A 25780-nucleotide genomic window follows, 5' to 3' on the forward strand; every position below is an offset into this window, starting at 1 on the left:
GGTATTAACCGATGCTAATAACCGGACTTTTTGAACCTTGATTAAACAATATAAAGGGGGATGCAGGAATGCGGATTTTGGTCATTGGCGGGGGCGGCCGCGAGCATGCAATCGTGTGGGCGCTTAAAAAGAGCGAAAAGGTAAAGGAATTGTTTTGCGCACCGGGCAATGCGGGAATCGCCAAGCTAGCTGAATGCGTGCCGTTTGCGGTTTCGCAGTTTGATGAGCTGACGGCTTTTGCCAAGGATGCCTCGATTGATCTTGTGTTTGTAGGTCCGGATGATCCGCTTGCGGACGGCATTGTTGATGCGTTCGAGGCGGCGGGCATTCCGGCGTTTGGCCCGAATAAGCTGGCTGCGGAAATCGAAGGCAGCAAAATTTTTATGAAGGATTTGCTCAAAAAATACAATATCCCTACCGCCAAATACGAAACGTTTACGGATTATGAAGCGGCGTTGTCTTATTTGCGTGAGCAGGAGGTTCCAATCGTTATTAAAGCGGATGGACTTGCTGCGGGCAAAGGGGTAACGGTTGCGTTTACGCGTGAGGAAGCCGAAACGGCTCTTCGCGAGGCAATGGTCGACAAAGTTTTTGGCGATGCCGGCAACCAGATCGTGATCGAGGAATTCCTGGAGGGACAAGAAATGTCCATCCTGGCCTTTGTGGATGGCGAGACGGTTAAACCGATGGTTCCGGCTCAGGATCATAAGCCGATTTTTGACGGCGATAAAGGCCCTAACACCGGCGGTATGGGCACCTATACGCCGCTGCCGCATATTCCTCAAAGCATTGTAGATGATGCCATTGCCAATATCATTATTCCAACCGCTAAAGCGATGGTGAGCGAAGGACGTCCATTCCGCGGCGTGTTGTTTGCAGGCCTGATGATTACGAAGGACGGTCCCAAAACAATCGAGTTTAACGCGCGTATGGGCGATCCCGAAACGCAGGTTGTGCTGCCAAGATTAAAAACGGATCTCGTCGATATTGTGCTGGCCGCCATGAATGGACGATTGGGCGAAATGGATATCGAATGGAGCGACGAAGCTGCGGTTTGCGTCATTGCCGCTTCGGAGGGGTATCCAGGCTCGTATCCTAAAGGCCGCGCTATTACCGGCATTGAAGCGGCAGAAGCCCAAGGGGCGCTTGTTTTCCATGCAGGCACTGCATTCAAGGACGGCGAGCTGGTAACTAGCGGAGGACGCGTGCTGGGTATTGTTGGCCTTGGCCGCGACATCGCTGAAGCCCGCAAGCGCGCTTACGAGGCGGTTAGCGTCATTGAGTTTGAAGGCATGCAGAATCGTAGCGATATTGCGGCAAAAGCGCTGTAGGCATTTTTTATTGCTAATGTGTTTAATATTTGTAGGATTAGAAATCAGAAGAATATACCTCAACACTGTTTGCATCCGTTATGGGTACAAACAGTGTTTTTTTTCAAATTACATTACGTATGGTTCTTCCAACACTCAGTCTGAGGAAGAGGAAGAGGAAGCCGTAGAAGTTAAGTGACAGGTTTTTGAGCAACAAGCTTCGAAATTGTTATAAGGACACTATTTTATCATTTGAAACCGCTATCATCACTACTATAATAATGAATGTTGAAAGTACTGATTATAGAAGGGGGTAGCAGGTATGAGGCTGATTGGTATGGTGGTTGCGCTTGTGCTGCTGGCGGGATGCACGGGGGAAGTGAATACAGCTGATATAGAGGGCAAGGCGCAGGATACAAAAGCGCTGGAGGTGCTGGATATGAATCCTGATATATACGAAAAAGCAAAGGCGCTTGGCCGAGGCATCAATTTGGGCAATGCGCTTGATGCGCCGTATGAAGGGGCATGGGATATGGTGCTGGAGGAGACTTATTTTAAGCTGATCAAGGATAAAGGCTTTGACTCCGTTCGTCTTCCGGTCCGCTTCTCCAATAAAACGACGGAAGCAGCGCCGTATACCATTGATGAAGCTTTTTTGAAACGGGTGGATTGGGCTGTAGACGAGGCTCTTAAGCAGGAGCTTGCCGTTATCATCGACCTGCATCACTTCGAAGAAATGATTACGGAGCCGGAGGCTCAAAAGGAACGGTTTCTTTCCATTTGGGATCAGCTCTCAAAGAGGTATAGCGATAGGCCGGAATCGGTTTATTATGAGGTGTTGAATGAGCCGAACGGGGCGCTTACAGCAGAACTGTGGAATGAGTATGTAAAAGAGGTTATTACAGTCATTCGAGGCAACGATCCGCATCGGACGTTAATTATCGGAGGTGCGGAATGGAACGGAATCGGCGGCTTGCTGGAGCTGGAGCTGCCGGAGCACGACCGCAATATTATTGCCACGATCCATTATTATGGCCCTATCTTGTTTACGCATCAAGGCGCTGAATGGATGACGGAGGAATACAGCACAACAGGCCTGACCTGGCCCGGGCCTCCGGCCAACCCGGTAGAGCCGGTTCAGGCAGCCAAGAACGTGGGCTGGGTCGCCTCCTTTTTCCGGGAATACAATTCCAAAACGGGGGCGTCCAACCCTGCCAGCAGGGAAGCGCTTGTTCACGATCTGGAGCGTGCCGCCAGATGGGGCCAAGCTAATGACCGGCCTATTTTTCTAGGCGAATTTGGCGCTTACAGCACAGCGGATATGGCTTCGCGAATCCAGTGGACAGAAACGGTTCGGAGTGAAGCTGAACGTCTGGGCATGACATGGGCTTATTGGGAGTTTGGCGCGTCCTTTGGCCTGTATGACCGATCCGCCAAGGCGTGGAGAGAGGACTTGACGAAAGCCCTTTTGCCCTCGTAATAGATTTGATCCATTTTAATTTGATCCATTTTTCGGCCTTCACTTATCCGTGCTTTTGCGGAGGGTGGAGGCTTTTTTCGATAACGGGCAAGGCACAGGGGACGAGATAAGAGATCGAATAACAGTATGGAATAAGAGTATGGAATAACAGTAGGGAATAACAGAAGTGAATAGCCGCAGGTTAATTATTTGTTATCCATGCTATTGATTTATCATATAACCTTCGACAAGCCGCTTTTATAATAAAGTCATATCAACACGCACGCCGCAGCTGCAGCAAAGTGGACGCCATGATTGAGAAAGGAAGCAGAAGGATGCAAACAAGTCAAACATCAAATGTGGTGGCGGTACCGGGGAAACAAAAAAAGCCCCTTAAAACCCGCGGCAATTGGAAGCGTATGCTGGCTCTAGATGCCATGCTGCTGCCAGCTGTTATCCTGACCCTGATTTTTGCCTATATTCCGATGGGAGGACTTGTCGTAGCCTTTCAGGATTTTAAGCCGTGGCTCGGCTTTGCCAAATCGGAGTGGGTTGGCCTGGAGCATTTCCAGTATTTATTTTCTACGCCGGAGTATGTGCAGGTCATCTGGAATACGCTTATTATCGCCGCTATGAAAATAATCGCAGGTCTTATTGCTCCATTTACCTTTGCCCTGCTACTAAACGAAGTCAGATCATCGGGTTTTAAAAGATCGGTTCAAACGATGGTATATTTGCCGCATTTCCTCTCCTGGGTTATTCTCGGCGGCATCCTGCTGGACATGCTGTCCAGCGATGGACTAGTCAATCAAGCATTGGGCGCCCTGTTCGGCATAGACCCCATTTTCTTTCTTGGCGACGGCAACTGGTTTAGATTTGTTGTTGTTGTAAGTGACGTCTGGAAGGAGTTCGGCTTTGGCGCTATCGTATTCCTGGCAGCCTTGTCCGGCATTAACCCATCGCTTTACGAGGCGGCTGAGGTAGACGGCGCCAACAGATGGCAGCAAACGCTTTCGATTACGATCCCGGCCATGATTCCAATTACGATTGTTGTTGGCACCTTGGCGCTTGGCAATGTTCTAAACGCAGGGTTTGATCAAATCTTTAATCTGTACAACGCGCTGGTCATGGATAAAGGAGATATCATTGATACCTTTGTGTACCGGGTCGGCATTGTGGACGGAAAGTTCGGATTTTCAACGGCAGTTGGCCTGTTTAAATCCATTGTCGGATTTGTGCTTATTGTGGCCGCTTACCGTCTCGCCTACAAGCTTGCCAACTACCGGATATTTTAGAAGGGAAGACATGCAGCTATGTATTACAAATCAAAGCCGTACAAACTATTTACCGGCCTGAACTACACCTTTTTGCTGGTGCTATCCATCATTTGCGTTATTCCTCTTATTCATATTCTTGCGGTGTCGTTTAGCGGAAAGGCCGCTGCCAATGCCAATCTGGTAGGCTTGTGGCCCGTACAGTTCACCTTGGACGCCTACGACAAAACGCTGGCTAACGAAAACTTTCTTCGCGCCTTATGGGTGGCAGTGCAACGAACGGTATTTGGCACCGCATTGAGCATGCTGATAGTTGTGCTCGCTGCCTATCCGTTATCCAAGGAGAAACGCCAATTTAAAAGAAGAAATCTGTACACCTGGTTTTTCGTGTTTACGATGCTGTTTAATGGCGGATTGATTCCGTTTTATATGCTCATTCAAGAGCTGAACATGATGAATACCATTTGGGTGCTCATCCTTCCCGGAGCCGTTTCGGTTTGGAACATGATCCTGCTGCTGAACTTTTTCCGCGGCGTTCCGAAGGAGCTGGAGGAGGCGGCCTTTATTGACGGGGCGGGACATCTGCGGACTCTGTTCAGCATTTATTTGCCGGTGTCGCTCCCGGCGCTGGCAACCCTGTCGCTGTTTGCGATGGTAGGGCATTGGAATTCGTGGTTTGATGGTTTGATCTTTATGACGGACCATAAAAATTATCCGCTGGCCACCTTCCTGCAAACCATTATCGTCCAGCAGGACTTCAGCAAGGTTACCGTACGACCCGAGGACTTGGAAAATATATCGCAACGAACGGTGAAGGCGGCGCAAATTTTTATCGGCATGGCCCCGATCCTGGTCGTATATCCATTCCTTCAGCGCTTTTTTGTCAAAGGCATCGTTCTTGGCGCTGTTAAGGAGTAGAGCCTTGGGAACAACTGCGATCGGAAGAACCATTCCCACGGCGGACTCCTGCCGACAATCATTAGTTGAACTTATATATCATAAAGGAGGTGCATGTCTGGAAATTATTCCTATGGTCATGTCGCAACGTGTGAGATAAGCTTAACAAGTACATCTACAATGGGGGAAGACACAATGGCATTTACAATGAAGAAAACAGCAGCAAGTTTGCTGGCGGGAGTCATGTTGACGGGCTTGCTTGCCGGCTGCGGACAAAGCAAAGATAGCGGCGATAGTGACAACACGGCCTCCTCAACTGAATTTTATTCCGCCAAGTTTGAAAATGGCAAATACGTCGAGCCGGTCAGCATTACTACCGTTTTTCCAATCGGCAGCAATCTGAAGTTTAAAAATGGCGAAAACATTGAAAATAACGTGCATACTAGATGGGCGAAGGACACGCTCGGCATTGATATTAAATATCTATGGACAGTCAGCGACCAAAACAATGCCTATCAGACCAAGCTGCGCCTTATGTTGACCTCCAAGCAGGAGATGCCGGATATTATCTCATTCCGCGGAGATCAAACCTTGATTAGCGATCTTATTGAAACGGGACAATTTACGGATGCGGGCGAGCTGTTCGATAAATATGCCTCCGATACCTATAAAGAAGCGATGGCTCAAGACCCTGACGTCTGGAATCCCTACATTCGCGATGGCAAAAGAATGGCGATTCCGTTGCTTGACAATGCCTACAACAACGATGCCGTCATGTACATTCGCGAGGACTGGCTGAAAAACGTCGGCATGGAGGCTCCAAAAACGATTGATGAGCTTGAAGCTGTAATGGAAGCCTTTACAAACGGCGACCCGGATAAAAATGGCCAAAAGGATACGCTTGCTCTTTCCATCGGCTTCAAAAACTATCTGGCAACGTGGATGTCGGATGCCGGCTGGATCTTCGGCATGTTTGGCGCAATGCCTAATCAATGGAATGAAAACGCCAACGGCGAGCTGGTTTATGGTTCGATCCAGCCGGAAATGAAGCCTGCTTTGGCCAAGCTGCAGGATTGGATGAAAAAGGGGTATATCTCGCAGGAAGCAGGCCTGTATGACGAGGTTAAAGCCTCCGAGGCGTTTACGGCAGGCAAAGCGGGTATTATCGTAGGCCCTTACTGGATGACGGGCTGGCCGCTGCAGGATTTGAAGGCCAACGTGCCTGGAGCCGAATACAAGCCATATCCTCTTCCCGCCGGACCAGACGGAAAAATCGGCCGCAGAGGCACATCGGTTAATGCCGGAGCCGTGCTGATTAACAAGGATATGAAAAACAAGGATGCGTTTTTTGTTTATCAAAACTACTTGTTCGACAACTGGGCAAATCCAACTGACGACGGACCATTTACCAAAGGGTTCGCGGAAGGCTATGATTATGGCGTTGGTCCAAACGGAGAGCTGTATGGCGAGCAGGACAGCGACAAAATCGAAGGCGGATGGGTAGACGCCATTCGGTATACGCTGACCTATGACGGAGCGATTATTCCGCAACTGCGCATCAATACATTGGCCAAAATCGCCAACGGCGAAGAGGCGGTTACGCCATATGAAAAAGCGATGCTCAGAACCATTCCCGAGCAAATCCAGGCGGCAAAAATCGTAGTTGATCAAAAGGATTCCGTCATGATGAACAAGTTTACAGGCAGCCCGACAAAAACCCAATTATCCAAGGGAGATATGCTGGAGAAGCTGGAGAAGGAAGTACTGAACAAAATCATTTATAACAAAGCTTCCGTGGATGAATTTGATTCCTTTGTGGAAAAATATCTATCCTCCGGCGGCGAGCAATTCAAAAAAGAAGTGAATGAATGGTACTCTTCGATTAAGCAATAAGCAATAAGCCATAAGCAACAGGCAATAAGCCGAAAACGACAAAACGACAAAACGACAATCCAAACAAGCAACAAACAGAAATCCTCCAATCCGTGTGAAAAACGGTTTTGGAGGATTTTTTTGCGAGTCGTTATAGTGCTGGGCGCGCCCAGGCCGCTGGAACGCGCTTCAGTCTGGACGAATAGCCTATTGGCGTTTTTCCCGGAATTCCTGAGGCGTCATTCCATAATAATCCTTAAAAACCTTAATGAAATATTGCGAGTTGGAATAACCAAGCTTCTCCGATATTTCATATACCTTGTCCCCTGTATCGCGCAGGTAGGCCAAAGCGTGCTCCATCTTGAGCTTCAGAAGATAATCGCTAATGCTGATGTCGCATAGCTTGCGGAACAGCTTGGACACATAAACCGGATGGAGAGATACATGATCCGCAATGGCTTGCAGACTAACCATCGCCAGGTTGCTGTCGATATAGCTTTTGATGGCCTGAATGAGGCTTTGCTGATGCAAATCCACATCCTTTTCAAGCTTGTCACGAATAAGAGAAATCAAGGCTTCGGCCCACTCCTGAATTTGGGCAAAAGAGCGCATATCCGATAGCCGGACACTTTGCTGGCCGCTCCATTCCGACAGCATGACGTGATTTTTGTGGGCTACATAATGAAAGGATGAAAGCAGGACGCTTTTGACCTCCTCCAGATGCTCCTCCGTTTGTTCAGGCAGCTTGTTAAAAACAGTCCTCAGCTTCAATAAGCGTTTGGAAAATTCCTCCCATTGGGACGTTTCAAGCAAATGCATAAACGTTGGAGGGGCATAAAGCATGCTTAATGGCCGGATTTTTACCGTTTCCGGCCTTTCTGCAAGCTGGAGCAAATGGCCATGCTCCTTGCCGGCCTGCTTGCGCAGCGCCAGAATGGACTGGTCGTACATCTCGCTAATATCCCCCGTAAATAATCCGGGATAGGTGGAAACGATAGAGATGCCGCCCTTTAAATAATCATGAACATTGCGGTGAATAAGCTCAATAAGACTGGAGAGCAATTTGCCGGCTTGCGTTAACTCCGGCCCGGACGCTGCGCCTATTGGCTTTAGCAGAAACACAAGATGATTGTTTGCATCGCTGCAATGCCATAGTGTAAACGATTCATTCAGCATCTCCGTAACAATGTTGGCTACCGCGAATTGAAACAGGTTCATATTGCTGTTGCCGAGGCGGGAAAAACGCTCCTCCAGCCTGATCATAAGCATAAACAACGTATCGTTCAGCTCAAAATCCAGTCCATAGCTTTGCAGCTTATATTGAAGCTCCTCATCGGAAAAGCGATACCCCTCAATCAGCTCATTTAGCAGCTTGTCCTTGAGATGAGGCACATGCTCCTTGAATGCCCGCATGGCGTGGTCATAGGAGGCTGCTTGTTCCATTTCATCAACGATGGACTGTACAGTGGATTTCAGGCAGGCATGAAGCCTGGCATGATCCAGAGGTTTAATTAGATATTCAACAACGCCTTGATGAATGGCTTCCTTTGCATAATCAAATTCCGCATAACCCGTCAATAGTATACATTTGATCTTGAGCTGCGCGTCGCGGATAGACTGGATAAGCTCCAATCCATTCATGCCGGGCATGGATATATCCGTTATGACGATATCGATTCGTTCTGTTTGAATGATGTGAAGCGCCTCTTTGCCGGAATAAGCTTTGAAAACCTTGCTTATTGAACAGCTCTCCCAATGGAAGGCGATTTCCAAGTCGTCTACAACGTAGGTCTCGTCATCAACCAGCAATATTTGAAACATGATGCTCCTCCTGTTTATCGATCCTTATAGAAATGGTTGTGCCTTGCATCGGCCCGGAATTAATAAGCAAGCCATGCTCTTTTCCATAATAAAGCTTGATTCTTTGATTCACATTGCGCAGGCCGATGCCAATCGGCATTTCTGAAAAAAAGATCTCGTCCATGTAGCGCAAAACGCTCTGCAAGCGCTCCTGCTCCATGCCAACGCCATTGTCCCGAACGGTTAGCACAAATTCATTCCCCAAATCTGCAGCCTCGATTGAAATATGGCCGGATTGCTCGGAGGGCTCGATGCCGTGGATGATGCAGTTTTCAACGAGCGGCTGCAGAATCATTCGAGGCAATCGGCATGCTTTCAGATGCTTCGGTACCTCAATAGTAAAGGATATCGTTTTTTTTCTTAGCTGCATGATGGATAAATAATGCTCAACCGAATTGATTTCTTCCTCCAGCGTTGCATCCACTTGCTCGATTTTGTGAATGTAGCGGCAATAAGCCCCCAGATGTAAGGTCATGGACGAAACGGCCGCGGTATCGTTTACGCTCGCTTTGCTTTGAATAAAGTTTAAGCAGTTGTAAAGAAAATGCGGATTGATCTGAGCCTGGTATTGCATGAGCCGCGCTTCCTTGACTTGCAGCTCGCCGTGAAGCACTTGTTCAATCAATACCTGAGTGTTTTCCGCCATTCGGTTAAATGAGCTGCCAAGCAGCCGGAAATCATATTCGTTCATATCTGTCAGCCTGCTGGAGAAATCCCCCTGGTCGAATTTTTCAATCGCCCTTCGCAGCTTGTGAATGGGCAGCTGAACCTGACGGTGCAGCAGAAAGATATAAACAAGAGAAAGCAGAAGCAAAGCAACCATAGCAACAATGAAGTAATTGTTGTTGCGGGAAATCGGTTCAATCAATTGACGCATGGGATGGTAATCAATGAAGTAAAAATCCATCATATCCAGCTTCATATAATTGAGCAAATAAGGAGTGCCATTGTTGTCAACCGAAAGGAATCCGTCGTCGCCCTGCAGCAGCGGAACAATCAATTTGGCGGCTTCATTCCTTAGCGGAGCGGAATCATTCTGGATCAGCATGCGATTTCTGGCATCGTAAAGCAAAGGCGTTCCGGAGGTGTATTGGCTCATAACCTTCCGGATTTGGCTTAGCTGAATCCGCACTTCTATATATAGCGGACTTTTATGGCTTTTGACCAAATAAGAATAGTAATACTCACCCGTTTTTTTCTCCTGCTTGATGGTCCATACATGCAAGGGCTGATCGGGCAGGACAAATTCGCTAAATGAAAAAAACGGATCAGAGGAAACCGTTTCGTTCAGATCAGGGAAATAGAGAATGACTGTATTGTTCCATGGCGTTGATGCGCTGTTCAGCGCAAGCTTGTCGATAATGTTTAATTTTGTTTCATATCTGCTGTATTCATCTCCGAACTTTAGCATATTGGGATAAGCCCGAACCGACTGGTCCTCGGACAAAACAATGGTATTCATAAGAATTTGCTCGAATTGATTGCTTAATTGCGAGGTCATAAATTTAACCTCTGCAATTTTATTTTTTTTCAGCTCGCCTTGAATTTCCTGGATGTTCAATCGATAGATGAGCCAAAAAACTAAAACAATCAGGGAGAGCATAATGAGCAGAGCCAAAATGAGCTTCTGAAAAAGCGATACGCCGGCTTTCATGATTACCTCCAAAAACAAAATGCGACACTCTTTTAGTTTACTACAAAAAAGGACAGCCGATTTGGGCGTTTTTTTATAAAAACCGACAACTCTTTGGTTTCTTTTTACGTCTGAAGGGTAAGTAGAGTCTATAACCGGCTTGTTCGAAAAATAGCAGAATTTGCTGGCGATTGTTCGGGGATGATGTTACTATTTTGTAACTCTCTTAGTCTACTAATTCGTTAAGATGAATACATCAGCGGAAGAAGGTGGACCTAATGAGGAAAAGCAGAAAGCGTGCAGGAAAATGGGGCATTTTGTTAATGCTCGGAGTCATGATTGTGTTGGTTGTTGGTTGTTCGGCCGGTGTTGCGCTGGGATTGTCGGCGCTAGGGCCAGGTGATGGGAAGAAGGCTCCTGCTGAAGAGGTCCTGTCAGGCGGAGGTACGCTGAATGAGGAAGAGCCAGGCAAACATGGGGAAGCGCCGGGCAAAAATGAAACGGCAGGCGAAACCGCAGAATACGTGCCGGGCAAGGATGCAGCCGGCATCAAGCCGGGAGCCCATACGGACGGCAATTCCTCGGGAGAAAAACCCGCGAGCGAAGCAAGCGGAAAACCAACGGTTGAAAAGCCGTCGAGCGAAACAGGCGGCAAGCCAGTAGTCGAGAAGCCGACAGGTGAGTCGAGCGGCAAGCCAACGGTTGAGAAACCCGCGAGCGAAGCAGGAGGCAACGCCTCAAGCGAAAAGCCGGCAGGCGGAACAAGCAGCAAGCCCTCGGGATCGGCTGCGGCTGAAAAACCGGGAAGCGCAGAGAGCAAGCCGCAGCAAACAGGCGGCAAAATCGCATTAACCTTCGACGATGGACCGGATACCCGTTATACAACGGCTATTTTGGACATATTGAAGGAAAAGAACGTAAAAGCAACATTTTTTGTCGTAGGCACGCAAGTCAAGAAGTATCCTGACGTTTTGAAGCGAATTGTAGAGGAAGGCCATGCTATCGGCAATCATTCGCAAAATCATAAAGATTTGAGCAAGCTGACCAAAGAACAAATCGCTAAAGAAATCGACCAGGCGGATGCGGCCATCGAGGACGTGCTGGGCTACAAGCCGGAATTGTTTCGCGCCCCTTACGGCGCATTGTCGCAAACGTTAAAGAAGACACTGAAAGAGAAGGACCGCAAGCTGGTTGGATGGACGGTGGATACGCGCGACTGGGCTGGCACCTCCATTAAGGATATGCGGGAAGTGATTTCCAATAACAGCAAGCCTAATGGTATAATATTAATGCATTCCTTCGGCGGCAAGCATATTGCCAATACAGTAAAAATGCTGCCGGATGTCATTGATGATTTAACAAAGCAAGGTTATACATTCGTTACTGCGGATGAGCTAGTCGAATAATACGCTACTCCGGCATATGGAGCCAAAAGGCTCCCTGTGCCGGCTTTGCGTTGAAATAAAACCGGAAACGCGAAAGGGGAGCCATATGAAGGAGTGGAATACGTGGGACAGTCAAACAAAAGCAAGCATGGGAGCGAGAAGGTTTTTTCTGGTTCTGGCCATGCTGCTTTTCGTTTCTGTGCTGGCAGCCGGCTGCCGTTACACGGCTGCTCCCGCCGAATTGCTTGAGAAACCTTCCATTGGCGATGAGATGGAGCGTTTGACCGCTGCTATTCTTAAAGCGCTCCCGCGCTACAGCAAGCTAATGCTGCCGCATTCCGACGATTACAGGGAAGCGATCCGTCTGCTTGATCTGGATGGCGACGGAGAACAGGAGGCTTTGGTTACCTATTACAATGAATACAGCGCCCCGGAGGTTGTTGTTCTGAAGCAGAGCGAAAACGGCTGGCGGCAATGGGTGATGATCGAGCAGCCGATGGCGCGGGATATTGCCTGGATCAAGCTTCAGGATCTGGACTCCAGCGGCTGGCTGGAGCTGCTGGTGGGCTGGGTAGGGTCCATCGAAAGCCCTAACGTATTGGAAGTGTATTCTTTTCAGAGCAAGGCGGAGCGGAATGACAAGGGCAGGCTTAAGCTGAAGCCGGTACAGTCCATTCCTTACCAATTGGCGGCGACAGGCGATCTGGACGGCGACGGATATCCCGAAATTGCCGTTATTTCTGCTTCCGCAAGAAGCGGGGAATCAGAGCCTGCCAGCTATTTTTTGACGATTTATTCCTGGGCTCCAGGCAATATAACGATAAAAGATACGTTCCAGCTTCCCGAAGGGGTGCATTCCTTTGAACGGATGCTGCTGGGACAAGTGGCCAACGGTGTTCAAGGCCTTGTATTGGAGGGCGGAACCGGAGCGCACAGCATGTTAACTTACATGTATGCGTGGGAGGGTGGAGCGCTGCAAATGGTCTATCCATCCCGAATCGTAGGTCTGGACGACGGCGGCTTTAGCGATCGGCCTACAAAAAGCGGAGATATGAATAGCGACGGAATTATCGAGCTTAATCGGACGAGGGAAGCGCCGGGCAATGATGAGGTCCCATATTCCGAGATGCTCTATATTAACGACTGGATTCAGTGGGACGGCTTAGAACAGTCCTTCACCAAGGTGGCGGAGCAATTTATGGACACTACCTATGGACTGGAGCTGGATATTCCGGATGAATGGCGCAACCGTTATACGATGGCGAAACCTCCAAAAACCTCCTATGGCATCGCTACCTTTTATTATTACAAGGACAAGGAAATCAAGGAGGAGCTGGCGACACTTTATGTTGTGCCCAATCGGCAATGGCCCGGCGTGGAATCGGTTTGGCGCGAGGAAAAACGCCCGTACAAGGTGTTGGCCACAAACAGCGGCAACATGATTATTGTATCCTTTGCGCGGAATGCTCCAGACAGCTTAAACGATGATCAAAAGAATGAGTATAACGCAATGCTTAAGGCGCAGGACCGGTTTTCAGATCTTTTGGCGATTAAAAATGATTAGAGTTGAATGGAGGTGAAAAAATGCGGATATTGCTGCTGGAGGACGAGGAGTCGATACGCGGCTTTTTGCGCATTAATCTGAAGCGTAATGAGATGGATGTGACTGAAGCGGAAAATGGCGAGGATGCTCTGGCTTATGCTTATGCGGGGGAACCCTTTGACATCGCGCTGCTCGATGTAATGCTGCCAACCATTAGCGGTTTTGAAGTGTGCGAGCAGCTCAGGCGGGATTTTCCTTCTATGGGCATCATTATGCTGACGGCAAAGGCGCAGGAGCAGGATAAAATATATGGCCTGGAGCTTGGAGCGGATGATTACATTCAGAAGCCCTTTAGTCCTGGGGAATTAATTGCGCGCATCAAGTCGCTGCATCGGCGCATGGGCGCCGTTCGGACACGGGCTGTCGATCCAAAGGAGGTTTTGGATGGCAATGCGGCAACAGAAGGAACGGGAGCTTTGTCGCGTGGAGAGCTTGCCGGCATAACGGGCGGGGAGGCAGGTCTCGGTCTGTCGTCAACCAACGCGCAAACAAGCGGGAACGGACTTGCTTTTGATGCTGCCAGTACTGATTCAGGGAATACCGAGGGTGATTCCGGTACTAGCCGCATTTTGGAGCCGGGAAGCGGATTTTCTTTTGATGCAGACGGCGGGGAAGGGCAATCCGGCCTTATTTTGCTTAGCGGCCCCTTCAGGCTGTCGGTTCCGGAGAGAAAGCTGTGGAAGGATGGACAGGAAATTGTGCTGACGCCAACGGAGTGGACCCTTGTCCGCCTGCTGATGGAAAGGCAAGGAACCAGCGTAAGCCGCGACCAGATTTTGAATGATGTATGGGGAAGATATTATGTCGGGGATTTGAAGGTCGTGGACGTCAACATCCGCCGCATCCGGCAAAAGATTGAATCCAATCCCTCCAATCCTTCCGTCATTGAAACGGTCTGGGGCTTTGGCTACCGTTGGAAACGGAGCGTACAATCATGAAAAAAGTGCAAACAAGAATGGTGTGGAGCTATTTGCTGCTCATTGTCCTTGTCGTGATCGTGCTTGGAGCTACCTTTGCGGTGCTGATATGGAATTATTACTACGGCAGCGCGGAAAGCTCCGTCAAGCAGCGGGCGGAAACTGCGCTTACGCTTCACGGGCGCTCCATGTCCTCGCTGCAGCTGCAGGATCAAGCGGCGTACATGCTGCAATATTTGGCAGAGGTTGGCCCGACCCGGATTCAGCTGCTTAACGCTTCTGGCCTTGTCAGAATCGATTCCGACGGCTTTGCTCCTGATATCACGTATACAACGGGCGATGTCAAGGCCGCGATGACGGGAGTGACCGGCACCTGGACGGGCGTTGATCCCTTTTTTAGCGAGCGGGTTGTATCCGTTACGGTGCCTTTATGGAATGATGCGCGGGTTGTGTCGCTGCTTCGTTATACGTCATCGCTGGAGCAAGTGGATTCCATGGTTAATTTGCTGATAAGCATGGCGTCCGTAATCGGTTTCGCCGTTGTGCTGCTGTTTCTGGGGCTCAGTCTTTTTCTGGCGGGGCGTATTGTCAGGCCGATTCTGGATTTGACCCGTGCGGCAAGATATATGGCGGAGGGAGACTGGACGAAGCGGGCCACCAAGCGGGGCGAGGACGAAATCGGACAGCTTGCCGAAACATTTAATACTATGGTGCTGGAGCTTAACAAAAGGGAAAAGCTCAAAAACGACTTTATTTCCTCGATATCGCATGAGCTAAGAACCCCGTTAACCTCCATCAAAGGCTGGAGCGAAACGCTGAAGGACAGCGAACCCTCTGACGGCGAAGAGATGAAGCAAGGCTTGTCTATCATCAGCAAGGAGACCGACAGACTTTCCGGTCTGGTAGAAGACTTGCTTGATTTCTCCAAGCTTTCGGCCAAAACAATGGAGCTGAGCAAGGAAACACTGGATTTGAACAGTCCCGTTAAAGAATCGGTAAACCAGCTGGCTGTCCGGCAGGAAAAAACGGGCGTTACAATTGTTTCCGAGTTAAGCGTTAGGCCGATTATGGTAAATGGCGACGCAAACCGCTTGAAGCAGGTCATGATCAACTTGATTGATAATGCTTTTAAATTTACGCCTGCCGGGGGATCGATAACGGTACAGACAAAAGCGGAAAATAACGAGGCATTTCTGACGATCGCCGATACGGGAAGCGGCATCCAGCAGGAGGATCTGCCTCATGTGATGGAAAAGTTTTTTAAAGCAAGCAGCGGCAAGGGAGGTTCCGGTCTCGGCCTTGCCATCTGCAAGGAAATCATCGAGCTGCATGGCGGAAGCATTCTGATTACAAGCCGGCAGGGCTCGGGAACAACGGTGAATATCAGGCTTCCATTGCTGGAAAGGGACAAGGGCAAGGAATAACGCTACTCCTTGTAAAACAGCAGCTGGCGATTAGCCCACACAAAAAGGACGGCAATAATGACTCCGGCGCCAAGCATAAGCGAGAGCCAATGATCCCTGATCCAGGCAATCCAGATTGGCATGACTCTTCCCTCCTCCTTTTTAGGTCTTTTATCATTGTGTGCAGGAACGGGCGGTATATACACAAGCTGCCCGTTGACAGCACTTTGCCCGGGATGGTACGATAAGGTTAATCTTAATTCCAAGTATACAGGTAAGAATTATATAATATATAGCGGGGAGGTTGCTGTCTTGGAGAAGCAATTGATAATCAAGCATGAGGATTTGGAGCTGACGGCTACGCTTCATTATCCGTCAAGCAGCGACAGGGAAGACAAGAAGCAAGCCATTATTATTTGCCATGGGTTTATTGGCAGCCGTGTAGGCGTTGATCGTTTATTCGTCAAAACGGCGAGGGCGCTTGCGGCGCAAGGCTCCTACGTCCTTCGTTTTGATTACGGCGGATGCGGCGAAAGCAACGGCGACTACGGAGCGTTAGGGTTTGACTCCATGATCGATCAGACCCGTGCTGCGATTGATTATGTTTATACGATGGATTGTGTAGATCCGAGGCGCATTGTGCTGCTTGGCCATAGTTTGGGAGGCGCGGTAGCTCTGATGACGGCAGTGCGTGACAAGAGGGTTAAACGGCTTGTTATGTGGTCGCCGGTGGCTTATCCCTATAACGACATCGTTAGAATTGTGGGCAGGAGCAGCTATGATGAAGCCGTCACGACAGGCAGCACAGATTATGCGGGATATACGCTGCAGCCGGTATTTTTTGATTCGCTGATGCAGCATCAGCCGTTTCAGGCGGCATCCCGTTTTGGCGGCGAGGTGCTACTTGTGCACGGCACTAGCGACGAAGCGATTCCCGTAGACTACAGCTTCCTGTACCAGAAAGTGTTTTGGACCCGCAATGAAGGGTTATGCGATAAGGAAATCATTTTTCAAGCCAATCATACCTACTCTGCCAGAGCGCACCAGGAGGAAGCAATCCGAGTAACCTCCGGTTGGCTGGGCGGACTGGATCGCCAGCAGCAAGAATGGCATCATTGGTCGATTTAATTCGCAACAGCCGCCAATGGCAAGAAGGCTATTGCGGCATGTCAGATAAGCCGTCATTTGCTCCGGGGATGCAGCCATACCGGAGGAAAAGGCGGCCTGGACAATGGAAAAATGTTGCAGCAAGGCAAATCTGTAATCCAATTGTAACCAGAATAGAAGAGACAAGCCCGCCTAGCTGTGGTTAAATAGAATAGGGATACATAATTCGGCAAACTATTCATATTCAGCAAAGGCGGGAAAGCAATGAGCAAAACATATAAAGGATACCTGATTGCACTTTTTGTCATGATTATGCTTGTAGGAACGGCATGCGCAGGCGGGGAAGGCAAACCGGAGGAATCAGACGCTCCGCCTTCTCCAAGCTTGGAGCCGACGTCATCGCCGGAACCAACACCGATGCCTTTTGCGGCTCCGCTAACCGGGATTCAGCGCGAGACCGAAGCTGGCGAACGCCCTCTAGCGGTTATGATCAATAATTTTTCGGCGGCAAGGCCGCAATCCGGTCTGACGAATGCTGACGTTGTATGGGAGGTTTTGGCTGAGGGCGGCATAACAAGGCTGGTCGCTATTTTCCAAAGCACGGATAAGCTGGAGGACACGGTCGGTCCAATCCGGAGCAACCGGGCTTATCTCATTGATATAGCGGACAGCTATGGAGCGGTTATGGCTCATGCCGGCGGAAGTCCCGAGGCCTACGGTATTCTGCAGGGGCAGCGCAAGCCTTACCTTGATGAAATTACAAATGCGGGCGCCGCCTTCTGGAGAAGCAAGGAGAGAAAAGCTCCGCATAATTTGTATTCCAGTCTGGACAAGCTTCGTACCGCTGCCGGAAAGAAAAAATATGGAAATGAGGAGCCGCGGCGAAGCTATACGTTTGCAGCCGCTCCGGAGCAAGGGACGGCAATTGCTGATTCCATGGCAGAGGCGGCCAAGGAAATAACCATTTCCTTTTTGCTGAAAAGCTACAACGTGGGCTATACCTACGACGAGGCGACAGGACTTTATTCCAGAACGATTAACGGCGAGCCTCATATCGATCTTAACAATTCGGAGCAGCTAAGCGCGGCCAATCTGATTGTGTTCGAGACAAGCCACAAAACGTTGGATGATGTAGGAAGGCTTGCGGTTGACTTAAAAGCCGGAGGGCCGGCTTATTTGTTCCAGGGCGGGAAAAAGATCGATATTGAATGGCTTCGCGCATCGGATGGCATGGTCCGTTTTATTAAGGACGGCTCTGAAATTTCGCTAGTGCCTGGAAAAACCTATATTCATGTTGTGCCAAGCAAGCCGGCTTTGCAGGAGCATGTAAGCTGGGTACAAAACTTGGAGAAGGGCAATACTAGCGATTAAGGGACTGAAGCTGTGGCACAAGAGGGTCAAAAGGACCTTTATGGGGCGATTTCGGAAACGAAATCGTTCTTTTTTTGTCGATTCTGCAATATTTGTCGAAGGATAGTTGTGAATTGCAAAAAAATATGCTTAAATTTTCATGAATGTTTACATTGCGTTAACAAATGGGATGTAAACTGAATGAGGCGCGATGAAAGCACCGCAATACCTAACTCTCAAGTTGATAAGGGGATTGACATGTTCAAGAAAAAGGATATTTTCTTCAAGACGCTGGAAGAAATGGCAGATACGCTGGTCAAGGCTGTTGAATATTTCGCAGATGGTGTATCCAATTTGTCCGATGTTAAGGCATTTGCCAAACGGATGAAAGAAATGGAAAGCGAATGCGACCAGTACACACATACGATACTGAAGGAATTGAACAAAACGTTCATTACGCCGATTGAGCGTGAGGACATTATGGCTTTGACCACTTCACTTGATGATGTTATGGACGGTGTTGAGGCTTGCGCATCCCGCTTTGATATGTACCATATTAAGGAAAAAGACGAATACATTACGTTGTTTGCAGATATTCTTGTCCGTTCCGCTCATCAGATTAAAAGCGCCATTTACCTGCTGACCCAGAAAAAGCTGCTCCCAATGCGCGAGCATTGCATCTCTCTGAACGAATTGGAAAATCAGGCGGATGATTTGCTTCGCGTCTGCATTTCCAGCTTGTTCACAAATGTGAAGGACCCGATCGAGCTGATCAAGCGTAAAGAAATTTACGAAAGGCTTGAGCAAACGACCGACTGCTGCGAGGACGTTGCAAACACGCTGGAATCGATCATTATGCGTAACAGCTAATCTAAGGGAGCAGAGGTCGTTAATATGGAATTGTATGTACTTTGGATCGTCGTTTTTTTGGCTCTTTCATTCGACTTTATTAACGGATTTCACGATACGGCAAACGCTATTGCCACATCTGTGTCCACTCGCGCGCTTAAACCGCGAGTAGCTATCCTGATGGCGGCTTTCATGAACTTTGCCGGCGCTATGACGTTTACTGGCGTGGCCAAAACGATCGGCGGCGGGGTAGCCAATCCCGCAGATCTGCAATACGGCGTCGAAATCGTTATTGCCGCCCTGGTATCGGCGATAATCTGGAACCTTGTCACCTGGTGGTTCGGCATTCCGTCCTCCTCCTCACATGCGCTGATCGGCTCCCTTGCAGGCGCAGTTATCGCAGGAGCAGGCCTTAGCTCCGTTAACTCAAGCGGCTTGATTGACATTATGAAGGCCCTTTTGATCTCGCCGCTTATCGCTTTTACCGTAGGCTTTATTATTATGTGGATTCTAAAACGCGTCTTTGCAAAATCCAGTCCGCATCAGATCAACAAAGGGTTCCGTTCCGGTCAGATCATTACTGCTATGTTCCAGTCCTACTCGCACGGCACTAACGATGCGCAAAAAGCGATGGGCATTATCGTTTTTGCACTGGTTGCTGCCGGGCTGCAGGACGAAATGGAGGTTCCGCTTTGGGTGAAAATCTCCGCTGCTACAGCAATGGCGTTGGGTACATCCATTGGCGGCTGGAAGATCATCAAAACGATGGGCACCAAAATTTTTAAAATCGAACCGATTAACGGCTTTGCAGCAGACATGGGTTCGGCGATGGTTATTATTACGGCTACTCTTCTTCACTTGCCGGTCAGCACGACGCATGTTATTACGTCCTCCATTCTGGGCGTAGGCAGCGCCAAGCGCTTTTCGGCAGTGAGGTGGTCGGTGGCAGGACGCATCGTTATCGCATGGATCATAACCATCCCGATTACAGTAGTTGTTGCGATGCTCGTGTTCTGGCTCATTCATGCGCTTTTCCTGATTTAACGACGAAATAATTTGCAAAGGACAGCATGACCCCAATAAGCGGATGGCTTATCGGGGGGAGCTGTCCTTTGCTTGTTGCCGCCGTTAACGGGGCGGATGGAGCGCTGGCGGGGCGGCATTACCGCCGCCGCCCGTTACGGCCGCGCCTGCGTCCACTCCCCGTACGAGGCCGTCCTGTGCCGCCGGAGCCGCTTCGCCGCCGTCTGCGGCGTCTCGGATTTTGAATGGTGGAGCTGGCATCGGATGCCGTTGACGACTTTTTGCCGAAGGAGCCAAACAGCACTTTGACCATCGGGGCCATTTGAGTCACGCTGCTAACCACCTTCTGCACCTTGGTTACGGTGGTCAATATACCGTCAATGCCGCCCATCCGGTCGACAAAGCCTTTAATCTCCGTCAGGTTAGGCAGTTTGGCCAGCTGATTGGCTAGTGAAAAACCTCCTCCGCCAGATGAGGCGGATGCCTGAGGAGTTACCTCCGTCAAGCTGTGCTGTTGAGGCACAACGGCGGGCAGATAGCTTTGGCTCGACTGGCTCGAAATATGGGCTCGCTGGGGCGATTGCCTCTGCGTATCGCCTTGATTGACGAAATGGCCATGCAGGCCAGGGTAATGAGAGCCGTGCTGACTTTGTCCCTGGCGATGGTTGCCGGAATGGGCGTAGCCTCCATCATGGCCGCCTGGCTGCCCGATATGACCATTGCTACTGGCCTCTGCGTATCCCGGTTCGTATCCGCGGGACTGTCCATATGTCTGCTCATGGCCGCCAGGCCAGCTTTGACTCTGACGCTGGCCGCCTGGCTGCCCGTATCCCTGGCCGTTGTTTTGGCGATGTCGAGGTCCGGGGTAACGAGGATCATTCAACAGAATCACAACCCTTTTTTTATTAGCTTATGGTGTAGGCAAACATAAGGATTGGACTGATGTCCCGACTTTTGCAAAAAAATGTGGTTATTGGCCCGGCTTTCTATTTGCCTTCAATGCGTGAACACGGTAATGTTTGAATAAATGCCCACAAACAGCTACAATAAGTACATCGAGTAATCATGGGAGTGAATGCAAATGCAGCTTAAAAAGCTGAATGATAAAGCAATTGATCAACTATTCGAAGCTATCCTTACTTTAAAATCGGTAGAGGAATGTTACATATTTTTTGACGATTTGTGCACCGTTAACGAAATTCAGTCCCTGTCCCAACGTCTCGAGGTTGCGAGAATGCTGGGCAAAGGAAGTACATATAACCAGATTGAAGCAGAAACAGGCGCAAGCACGGCGACCATTTCCCGCGTTAAGCGTTGCTTGAATTACGGCAATGACGGGTATAAAATGACGCTGGAGAGAATAGGCAAATAGGGTGATATAAAAGTGAAAACATACGGTATTCTGGTCATCAGCCATGGCTCGCAGGAGCCCCGTTGGGTTAAGCTGGTGGATGAAGCCGTGAAGGCTGCAGCTGCAGGCTTCACTGTGCCTGTCGTGTCCGCATTTTTAGAAATTGTGGATGGCAGGCTTATTCAGGATGGAATAAATGAGCTTGAGAGTTTAGGCGTAACGGATATGCTGGTTGTTCCATTGTTTATTTCCTCCGGCAGCACGCATGTGGACGAAATTGGAGGGGCGTTTGGTTTGCCGCAGCTCTCGGAAGCAGAAAACGAGCTGGGCGTCTTTCGGGTGTCTGCAAACGTGTTTTTTGGCGCGCCGATCGATGATGATCCCGAAATCGCGGAGCTGCTGTTATCCAACATTGCGGAGCTTTCACAAGACCCTTCCCGCGAAGCGCTGCTTCTGATCGGACACGGCAGTATTGAGCCGGGTTTTCATGAGCGCTGGTCGCAAGGCCTGCAAGACATGGCGGCGCGGCTTTCTGCAATGAGCGCCTTCGCTCGCGTATCCTATGCGATGCTGCTCCCGGATCAGGCCATGTCTGTATTGCGGGAGCTTAAGGAGAAAAACCCGGAGGAGGACGTAATCGTCGTTCCGTTGTTTTTGAGTCAGGGTTATTTTACGGATAAGGTTATTCCTAAGAGGCTGTCTGGGGCAGACTACCGGTATAATGGCAAAGCTATGCTTCCTAATCCCGCCATCGAGCGTTGGCTGGAGCGGCAATTCCGGGAGTGGCTATCGCCGCGTGTTTGAGAAAGGGGATAAAATCGGGATGAAACGGGCCAGATTAATTTATAATCCAACGTCGGGCCGCGAGGAAATGAAACGGCGCTTGCCCGATATTTTGCAGCGTCTGGATCAAGGAGGCATTGAAACGACCTGTCACGCAACGATAGGCGAAGGCGATGCCACGCTTGCAGCGGCCGATGCGGCTGATCGCGGCTACGATATGATCATCGCGGCCGGTGGCGATGGAACCTTGTACGAGGTTATCAACGGGCTGGCTGACAAGCCGAACCGTCCGCCGCTTGGCATTTTGCCGGTCGGGACAACAAACGATTTTGCCCGGGCGACCGGTATCCCCAAGCATTGGGAATACGCGTGCGACCTCATTATCGGCCAATACACCAGGCCTATTGATGTTGGCAAGGCCAACGAAAAATATTTTATCAATATTGCGGGCGGCGGCTCCTTGACGGAGTTGACCTATGACGTGCCCAGCAAGCTGAAAACGATGATCGGGCAGATGGCCTATTATATGAAAGGCCTGGAGAAAATGACCCGTCTTCGTCCGACGGAGCTTTCTTTTGAGGCGGCCGGTGTCGGCAGCTTCCATGATGAGTTTATGATGTTCCTCATTTGCAACAGCAACTCGGTAGGCGGCTTTGAACGTCTGGCCCCGGAATCCAAGCTGGATGACGGTCTGGTGGATGTGCTGCTGATCCGCAAAATGAACCTGGCGGAATTTATCCGACTGGTGTCGCTGGCGCTGCGCGGCGAGCATTTGAACGATCCTCACGTTATCCACTTCCGCACCAATCAGCTGAAGGTAACATCGCCGGACTATGTCCAGCTTAATCTGGACGGCGAATATGGCGGCGTGCTGCCATGCACCTTCTCGGTGCTGCCGTCGCATCTGCAAATTTTTACGGACGAAACGGGCGTTTCGACCTATAAGGGTTAATTATGAAGGAATAAGTCCGATTTTTTGGATGGAACGGAGATTTGCATGAAAAGAAAGCAAGCGGGTAAAGCGGGGCAAGCGGTAGGCAAAGCGGGAAAAACCACTGGCAAAGCCGGACAAGCGGCAGGTAGAGCCGGGGAAAGAGTGGGCAATGCCGGACAAGCGATAGGTAGAGCCGGGCAAATAGCGGGCAAAGCTGGACAAGCGGCGAGCAAGATAGGGCATGCGTCGGGTAAAGCAAGGCAATCTGCGGGGAAAGTCGGGCAAGCGGCAGGCAAGGCGAGAAAAGCAACAGGCAAAGCGATGCTTGAAGATAAGGCGGTTCGGGGCAGCGAGAAGCGTCATGCGGGAGCGGTTGCAAGCAGTGAAAAACGCGATTCCAGATCAGCGTACAGCGGCGTGAAGAGTATCGCGAAAAGTAGCTTGAAAAGTGAGTCGAAAAGTGCCCTAAAGACTGCGCAGAGTCATTCTTCAAAAAGCGCTAAATTATCCAAGGGCAAAGGCCGCAGCGGCCCTGTTGAGCTTGAGACCGCTTTTGATAGAAATGAGCAGGTCGAAATGGATATTATCGGCTTGACGCATGATGGGGAAGGGGTAGGCCGTGCCGATGGCTTTACCCTTTTTGTGCAGGGCGCTTTGCCGGGCGAAAAGGTCAAGGCCCAGGTTATGAAAACCAAAAAGCAATATGGCTACGCTCGACTGGAGGCTATCCTTGAGGAAAGTCCCGACAGATTGCAGCCGCCTTGCGCTATTTACGATAAATGCGGCGGCTGCCAGCTACAGCATCTGGACTATGCCGCACAGTTGGAGTGGAAGCGGCAGCATGTGGTGGACAGCCTGCGCAGAATCGGAAAGCTTCACATTCAGGGCGAGGAGCAAGGGGATTTGCTTGCAACGGGAACAGCTTCAAGCATAGAGGAAGGCGGCATTAAAGTAATGCCAACCATCGGAATGGATGAGCCATGGAGGTACCGGAACAAAGCGGCTGTGCCTGTAGGCGTATCCGGTTTTGATGGCGGGCTTATTGCCGGCTTTTACGAACGGGGAAGCCATCGGATTATTGATATGGACGATTGCCTCATTCAGCATCGCGAAAATGATGAAATGATCAGAGTTGTAAAGCAAATTGCTCGAGAACTGCGTGTGAAGCCCTATAACGAAGAAACGGGCGAAGGCATTTTGCGCCATGTGATGGTACGCGTCGGAGTGGTGACAGGCGAAAAAATGGTTGTGCTAATTACGAACAGCAGCCGACTGCCGCGCCAGCCGGAATGGATCGAGCATTTGAGAGCCGCCTTGCCGGGTCTAAAAAGCATTGTGCATAATGTTAACGAACGCAACACAAATGTTATTTTTGGCGATGAAACCAGGGTCGTTTGGGGAAGCGAAGTGATTTATGACGAGCTGGACGGCATCCGCTTTGCAATCTCGGCTCGTTCCTTTTACCAGGTGAACCCGACGCAAACGGTATCGCTGTATCGCAAGGCGCTGGAGTATGCGGCATTGACGGGTACGGAAAATGTAATCGATGCCTATTGTGGCATCGGCACCATCTCGCTGTTTCTGGCTCGTTCGGCCGGCCGCGTGTACGGGGTAGAAATCGTACCGGAAGCAATTGAGGATGCGAAGCGCAACGCCGAGCTGAACGGCATTGGGAACGCCGAATTTGAGGCGGGACCTGCGGAGGTTGTTATTCCCCGCTGGCGCAAGGAAGGCATTCAGGCCGATGTGATTGTGGTTGATCCACCTCGCAAGGGCTGTGATCCGGAGCTGCTGGATACCATTTTGAAGATGCAGCCGGAGCGGGTTGTGTATGTGAGCTGTAATCCATCCACGCTTGCGCGGGATTTGCGGATACTGGAGGATGGCGGGTATCGGACGGTTGAGGTGACTCCGGTGGATATGTTTCCGCATACCGTGCACGTAGAATCGGTAGCTTTGTTGGTGCGGGATGGTACAGATCGCTGAGATTTTAATCGTGGAGTGGGTTTGGGGCTTAGTACAGATGAGATGAAAGTATCAAACAGAAGCCCGAAACTAGTAGAGTTGACTGATTGTTGACGAAAGAAATAGATTAAATCCCGAGAAGACCGACTTCTTGAATCAGGCAATTTCATATTAGGACAGTAGTGGTTTGATCCCCTCTCTTGTTTCCATATTGAGAACCTGCTATATGAGCGGGTTTTTGCTTTTTATTTATTATTTGAATCAAGGTAGAGGACTAGACCATAAGGTCGTTTGTAATTTTAATGACTAGCTCATTTCCGGGGAACATCCATGGTGGAAAGCTGTAACGGAGGATATGGCATTTGTTGAATCGAAAATCCTATGAATAAGTATTTGACGAACCAATTGGAAATCATTTAAATACTCGTACCCACAAACCGAAATCCAAAAGTGCATTGCCCTTCTTGTACAATTCCACCACTCCAACTTACCTAGAATAACAGAGTTTTTTTATGGCGTGACAGAGGTAGGCATAACTGCCTTAAGTTTACCCAAACTAGGCATCCTGCTGCTGAACGAGATGGGAGATCTTATATATATCTACGAACCCTAGGAAACCAATTAAATTAAGAATTAATCTAGGAAGGATTCCTGTAAGCAATAACCAAAGTTAAATCTGGTCGTGTGATATCATTTGAGGATATGGTTGTTTTATGCCATAAAATAAATAAAGTGCTACAAATTGAACAAAGATTTGTAATCTTTAAAGTTGAGCGAGTAATTGAAAGAGAACGTATTTTCATAA

General features: G+C 49.6%; 20 protein-coding genes and 1 pseudogene. 18 read left to right on the forward strand and 3 right to left on the reverse strand.

Annotated features, from left to right (window positions below; translation table 11 throughout):
• Positions 1-68 precede the first annotated feature (68 nt).
• The 5 genes from purD (at position 69) to A7K91_RS12190 (ending at position 6833) form a co-directional block, all read left to right on the forward strand.
• The gene (gene purD / locus A7K91_RS12170) at positions 69-1331 is read left to right on the forward strand and encodes a phosphoribosylamine--glycine ligase (RefSeq protein WP_068683017.1); all 1263 of its coding nucleotides are present in this window, start codon (positions 69-71) and stop codon (positions 1329-1331) included.
• Positions 1332-1632: 301 nt separating this feature from the next.
• Positions 1633-2790 carry a glycoside hydrolase family 5 protein gene (locus A7K91_RS12175; protein ID WP_082967413.1) on the forward strand — a complete coding sequence of 386 codons (1158 nt, stop codon included), beginning with the start codon at positions 1633-1635 and terminating at the stop codon, positions 2788-2790.
• 398 nt (positions 2791-3188) lie between these two features.
• Positions 3189-4064: an ABC transporter permease gene (locus A7K91_RS12180; protein ID WP_068683167.1), complete on the forward strand. Its 876-nt coding sequence runs from the start codon at positions 3189-3191 to the stop codon at positions 4062-4064.
• 18 nt (positions 4065-4082) lie between these two features.
• The gene (locus tag A7K91_RS12185) at positions 4083-4961 is read left to right on the forward strand and encodes a carbohydrate ABC transporter permease (protein WP_068683019.1); all 879 of its coding nucleotides are present in this window, start codon (positions 4083-4085) and stop codon (positions 4959-4961) included.
• A 174-nt stretch (positions 4962-5135) separates the two neighbouring features.
• Positions 5136-6833 carry an extracellular solute-binding protein gene (locus A7K91_RS12190; RefSeq protein ID WP_068683021.1) on the forward strand — a complete coding sequence of 566 codons (1698 nt, stop codon included), beginning with the start codon at positions 5136-5138 and terminating at the stop codon, positions 6831-6833.
• A 186-nt stretch (positions 6834-7019) separates the two neighbouring features.
• Here A7K91_RS12190 and A7K91_RS12195 read toward each other — a convergent pair whose 3' ends face one another.
• Both A7K91_RS12195 and A7K91_RS12200 read right to left on the reverse strand, forming a co-directional pair.
• Entirely contained in the window at positions 7020-8633 is a 1614-nt protein-coding gene (locus A7K91_RS12195) for a response regulator (RefSeq protein WP_068683023.1), read from the reverse strand.
• Entirely contained in the window at positions 8611-10326 is a 1716-nt protein-coding gene (locus A7K91_RS12200; RefSeq protein ID WP_068683025.1) for a sensor histidine kinase, read from the reverse strand. Before A7K91_RS12200 ends, A7K91_RS12195 begins: the two co-directional genes overlap by 23 nt.
• Before the next feature lie 257 nt (positions 10327-10583).
• Between A7K91_RS12200 and A7K91_RS26045 the strand changes: the two genes are divergently transcribed.
• From A7K91_RS26045 to A7K91_RS12245, 9 genes and pseudogenes are all read left to right on the forward strand, one after another.
• A complete protein-coding gene (locus A7K91_RS26045) occupies positions 10584-11711 on the forward strand; it encodes a polysaccharide deacetylase family protein (RefSeq protein WP_082967415.1) in 1128 nt (375 codons plus the stop codon).
• A gap of 85 nt (positions 11712-11796) precedes the next feature.
• Entirely contained in the window at positions 11797-13254 is a 1458-nt protein-coding gene (locus A7K91_RS12210) for an FG-GAP repeat domain-containing protein (RefSeq protein ID WP_068683027.1), read from the forward strand.
• Positions 13255-13274: 20 nt separating this feature from the next.
• A pseudogene (locus A7K91_RS26840) lies at positions 13275-13673 on the forward strand (response regulator transcription factor); the annotation flags it as partial.
• Positions 13674-13991: 318 nt separating this feature from the next.
• On the forward strand, positions 13992-14231 hold the full coding sequence (locus A7K91_RS27460) for a winged helix-turn-helix domain-containing protein (protein WP_425415659.1): 240 nt from the start codon (positions 13992-13994) through the stop codon (positions 14229-14231).
• Positions 14228-15634 (forward strand): sensor histidine kinase, encoded by a 1407-nt coding sequence (locus A7K91_RS12225; RefSeq protein ID WP_068683029.1) that lies wholly within the window; start codon positions 14228-14230, stop codon positions 15632-15634. The genes A7K91_RS27460 and A7K91_RS12225 overlap by 4 nt, the downstream gene beginning before the upstream one ends.
• Before the next feature lie 291 nt (positions 15635-15925).
• Positions 15926-16741, forward strand: coding sequence for an alpha/beta hydrolase (locus A7K91_RS12230; RefSeq protein ID WP_068683031.1), 816 nt, complete (start codon positions 15926-15928; stop codon positions 16739-16741).
• Positions 16742-16984: 243 nt separating this feature from the next.
• On the forward strand, positions 16985-18091 hold the full coding sequence (locus A7K91_RS12235; protein ID WP_068683033.1) for a DUF3048 domain-containing protein: 1107 nt from the start codon (positions 16985-16987) through the stop codon (positions 18089-18091).
• A 237-nt stretch (positions 18092-18328) separates the two neighbouring features.
• Complete coding sequence (locus tag A7K91_RS12240) at positions 18329-18940, forward strand: DUF47 domain-containing protein (protein WP_068683035.1); 612 nt, start codon at positions 18329-18331, stop codon at positions 18938-18940.
• Between the two features lie 24 nt (positions 18941-18964).
• Positions 18965-19963, forward strand: a complete 999-nt coding sequence (locus tag A7K91_RS12245) for an inorganic phosphate transporter (protein WP_068683037.1) — start codon at positions 18965-18967, stop codon at positions 19961-19963.
• A 118-nt stretch (positions 19964-20081) separates the two neighbouring features.
• Here A7K91_RS12245 and A7K91_RS12250 read toward each other — a convergent pair whose 3' ends face one another.
• Positions 20082-20825 carry a hypothetical protein gene (locus A7K91_RS12250; RefSeq protein ID WP_068683039.1) on the reverse strand — a complete coding sequence of 248 codons (744 nt, stop codon included), beginning with the start codon at positions 20823-20825 and terminating at the stop codon, positions 20082-20084.
• A 198-nt stretch (positions 20826-21023) separates the two neighbouring features.
• Between A7K91_RS12250 and A7K91_RS12255 the strand changes: the two genes are divergently transcribed.
• The 4 genes from A7K91_RS12255 (at position 21024) to rlmD (ending at position 24996) form a co-directional block, all read left to right on the forward strand.
• Positions 21024-21314, forward strand: coding sequence for a YerC/YecD family TrpR-related protein (locus A7K91_RS12255; RefSeq protein WP_068683041.1), 291 nt, complete (start codon positions 21024-21026; stop codon positions 21312-21314).
• Positions 21315-21326: 12 nt separating this feature from the next.
• Entirely contained in the window at positions 21327-22097 is a 771-nt protein-coding gene (locus tag A7K91_RS12260; protein WP_068683043.1) for a sirohydrochlorin chelatase, read from the forward strand.
• A gap of 19 nt (positions 22098-22116) precedes the next feature.
• Positions 22117-23028, forward strand: coding sequence for a diacylglycerol kinase (locus tag A7K91_RS12265; RefSeq protein WP_068683170.1), 912 nt, complete (start codon positions 22117-22119; stop codon positions 23026-23028).
• Positions 23029-23586: 558 nt separating this feature from the next.
• Complete coding sequence (gene rlmD, locus A7K91_RS12270) at positions 23587-24996, forward strand: 23S rRNA (uracil(1939)-C(5))-methyltransferase RlmD (protein WP_068683172.1); 1410 nt, start codon at positions 23587-23589, stop codon at positions 24994-24996.
• The last annotated feature ends 784 nt before the right edge of the window (positions 24997-25780 follow it).

Origin of the sequence: Paenibacillus oryzae, assembly GCF_001675045.1 — a bacterium.
Taxonomy (GTDB): domain Bacteria; phylum Bacillota; class Bacilli; order Paenibacillales; family Paenibacillaceae; genus Pristimantibacillus; species Pristimantibacillus oryzae.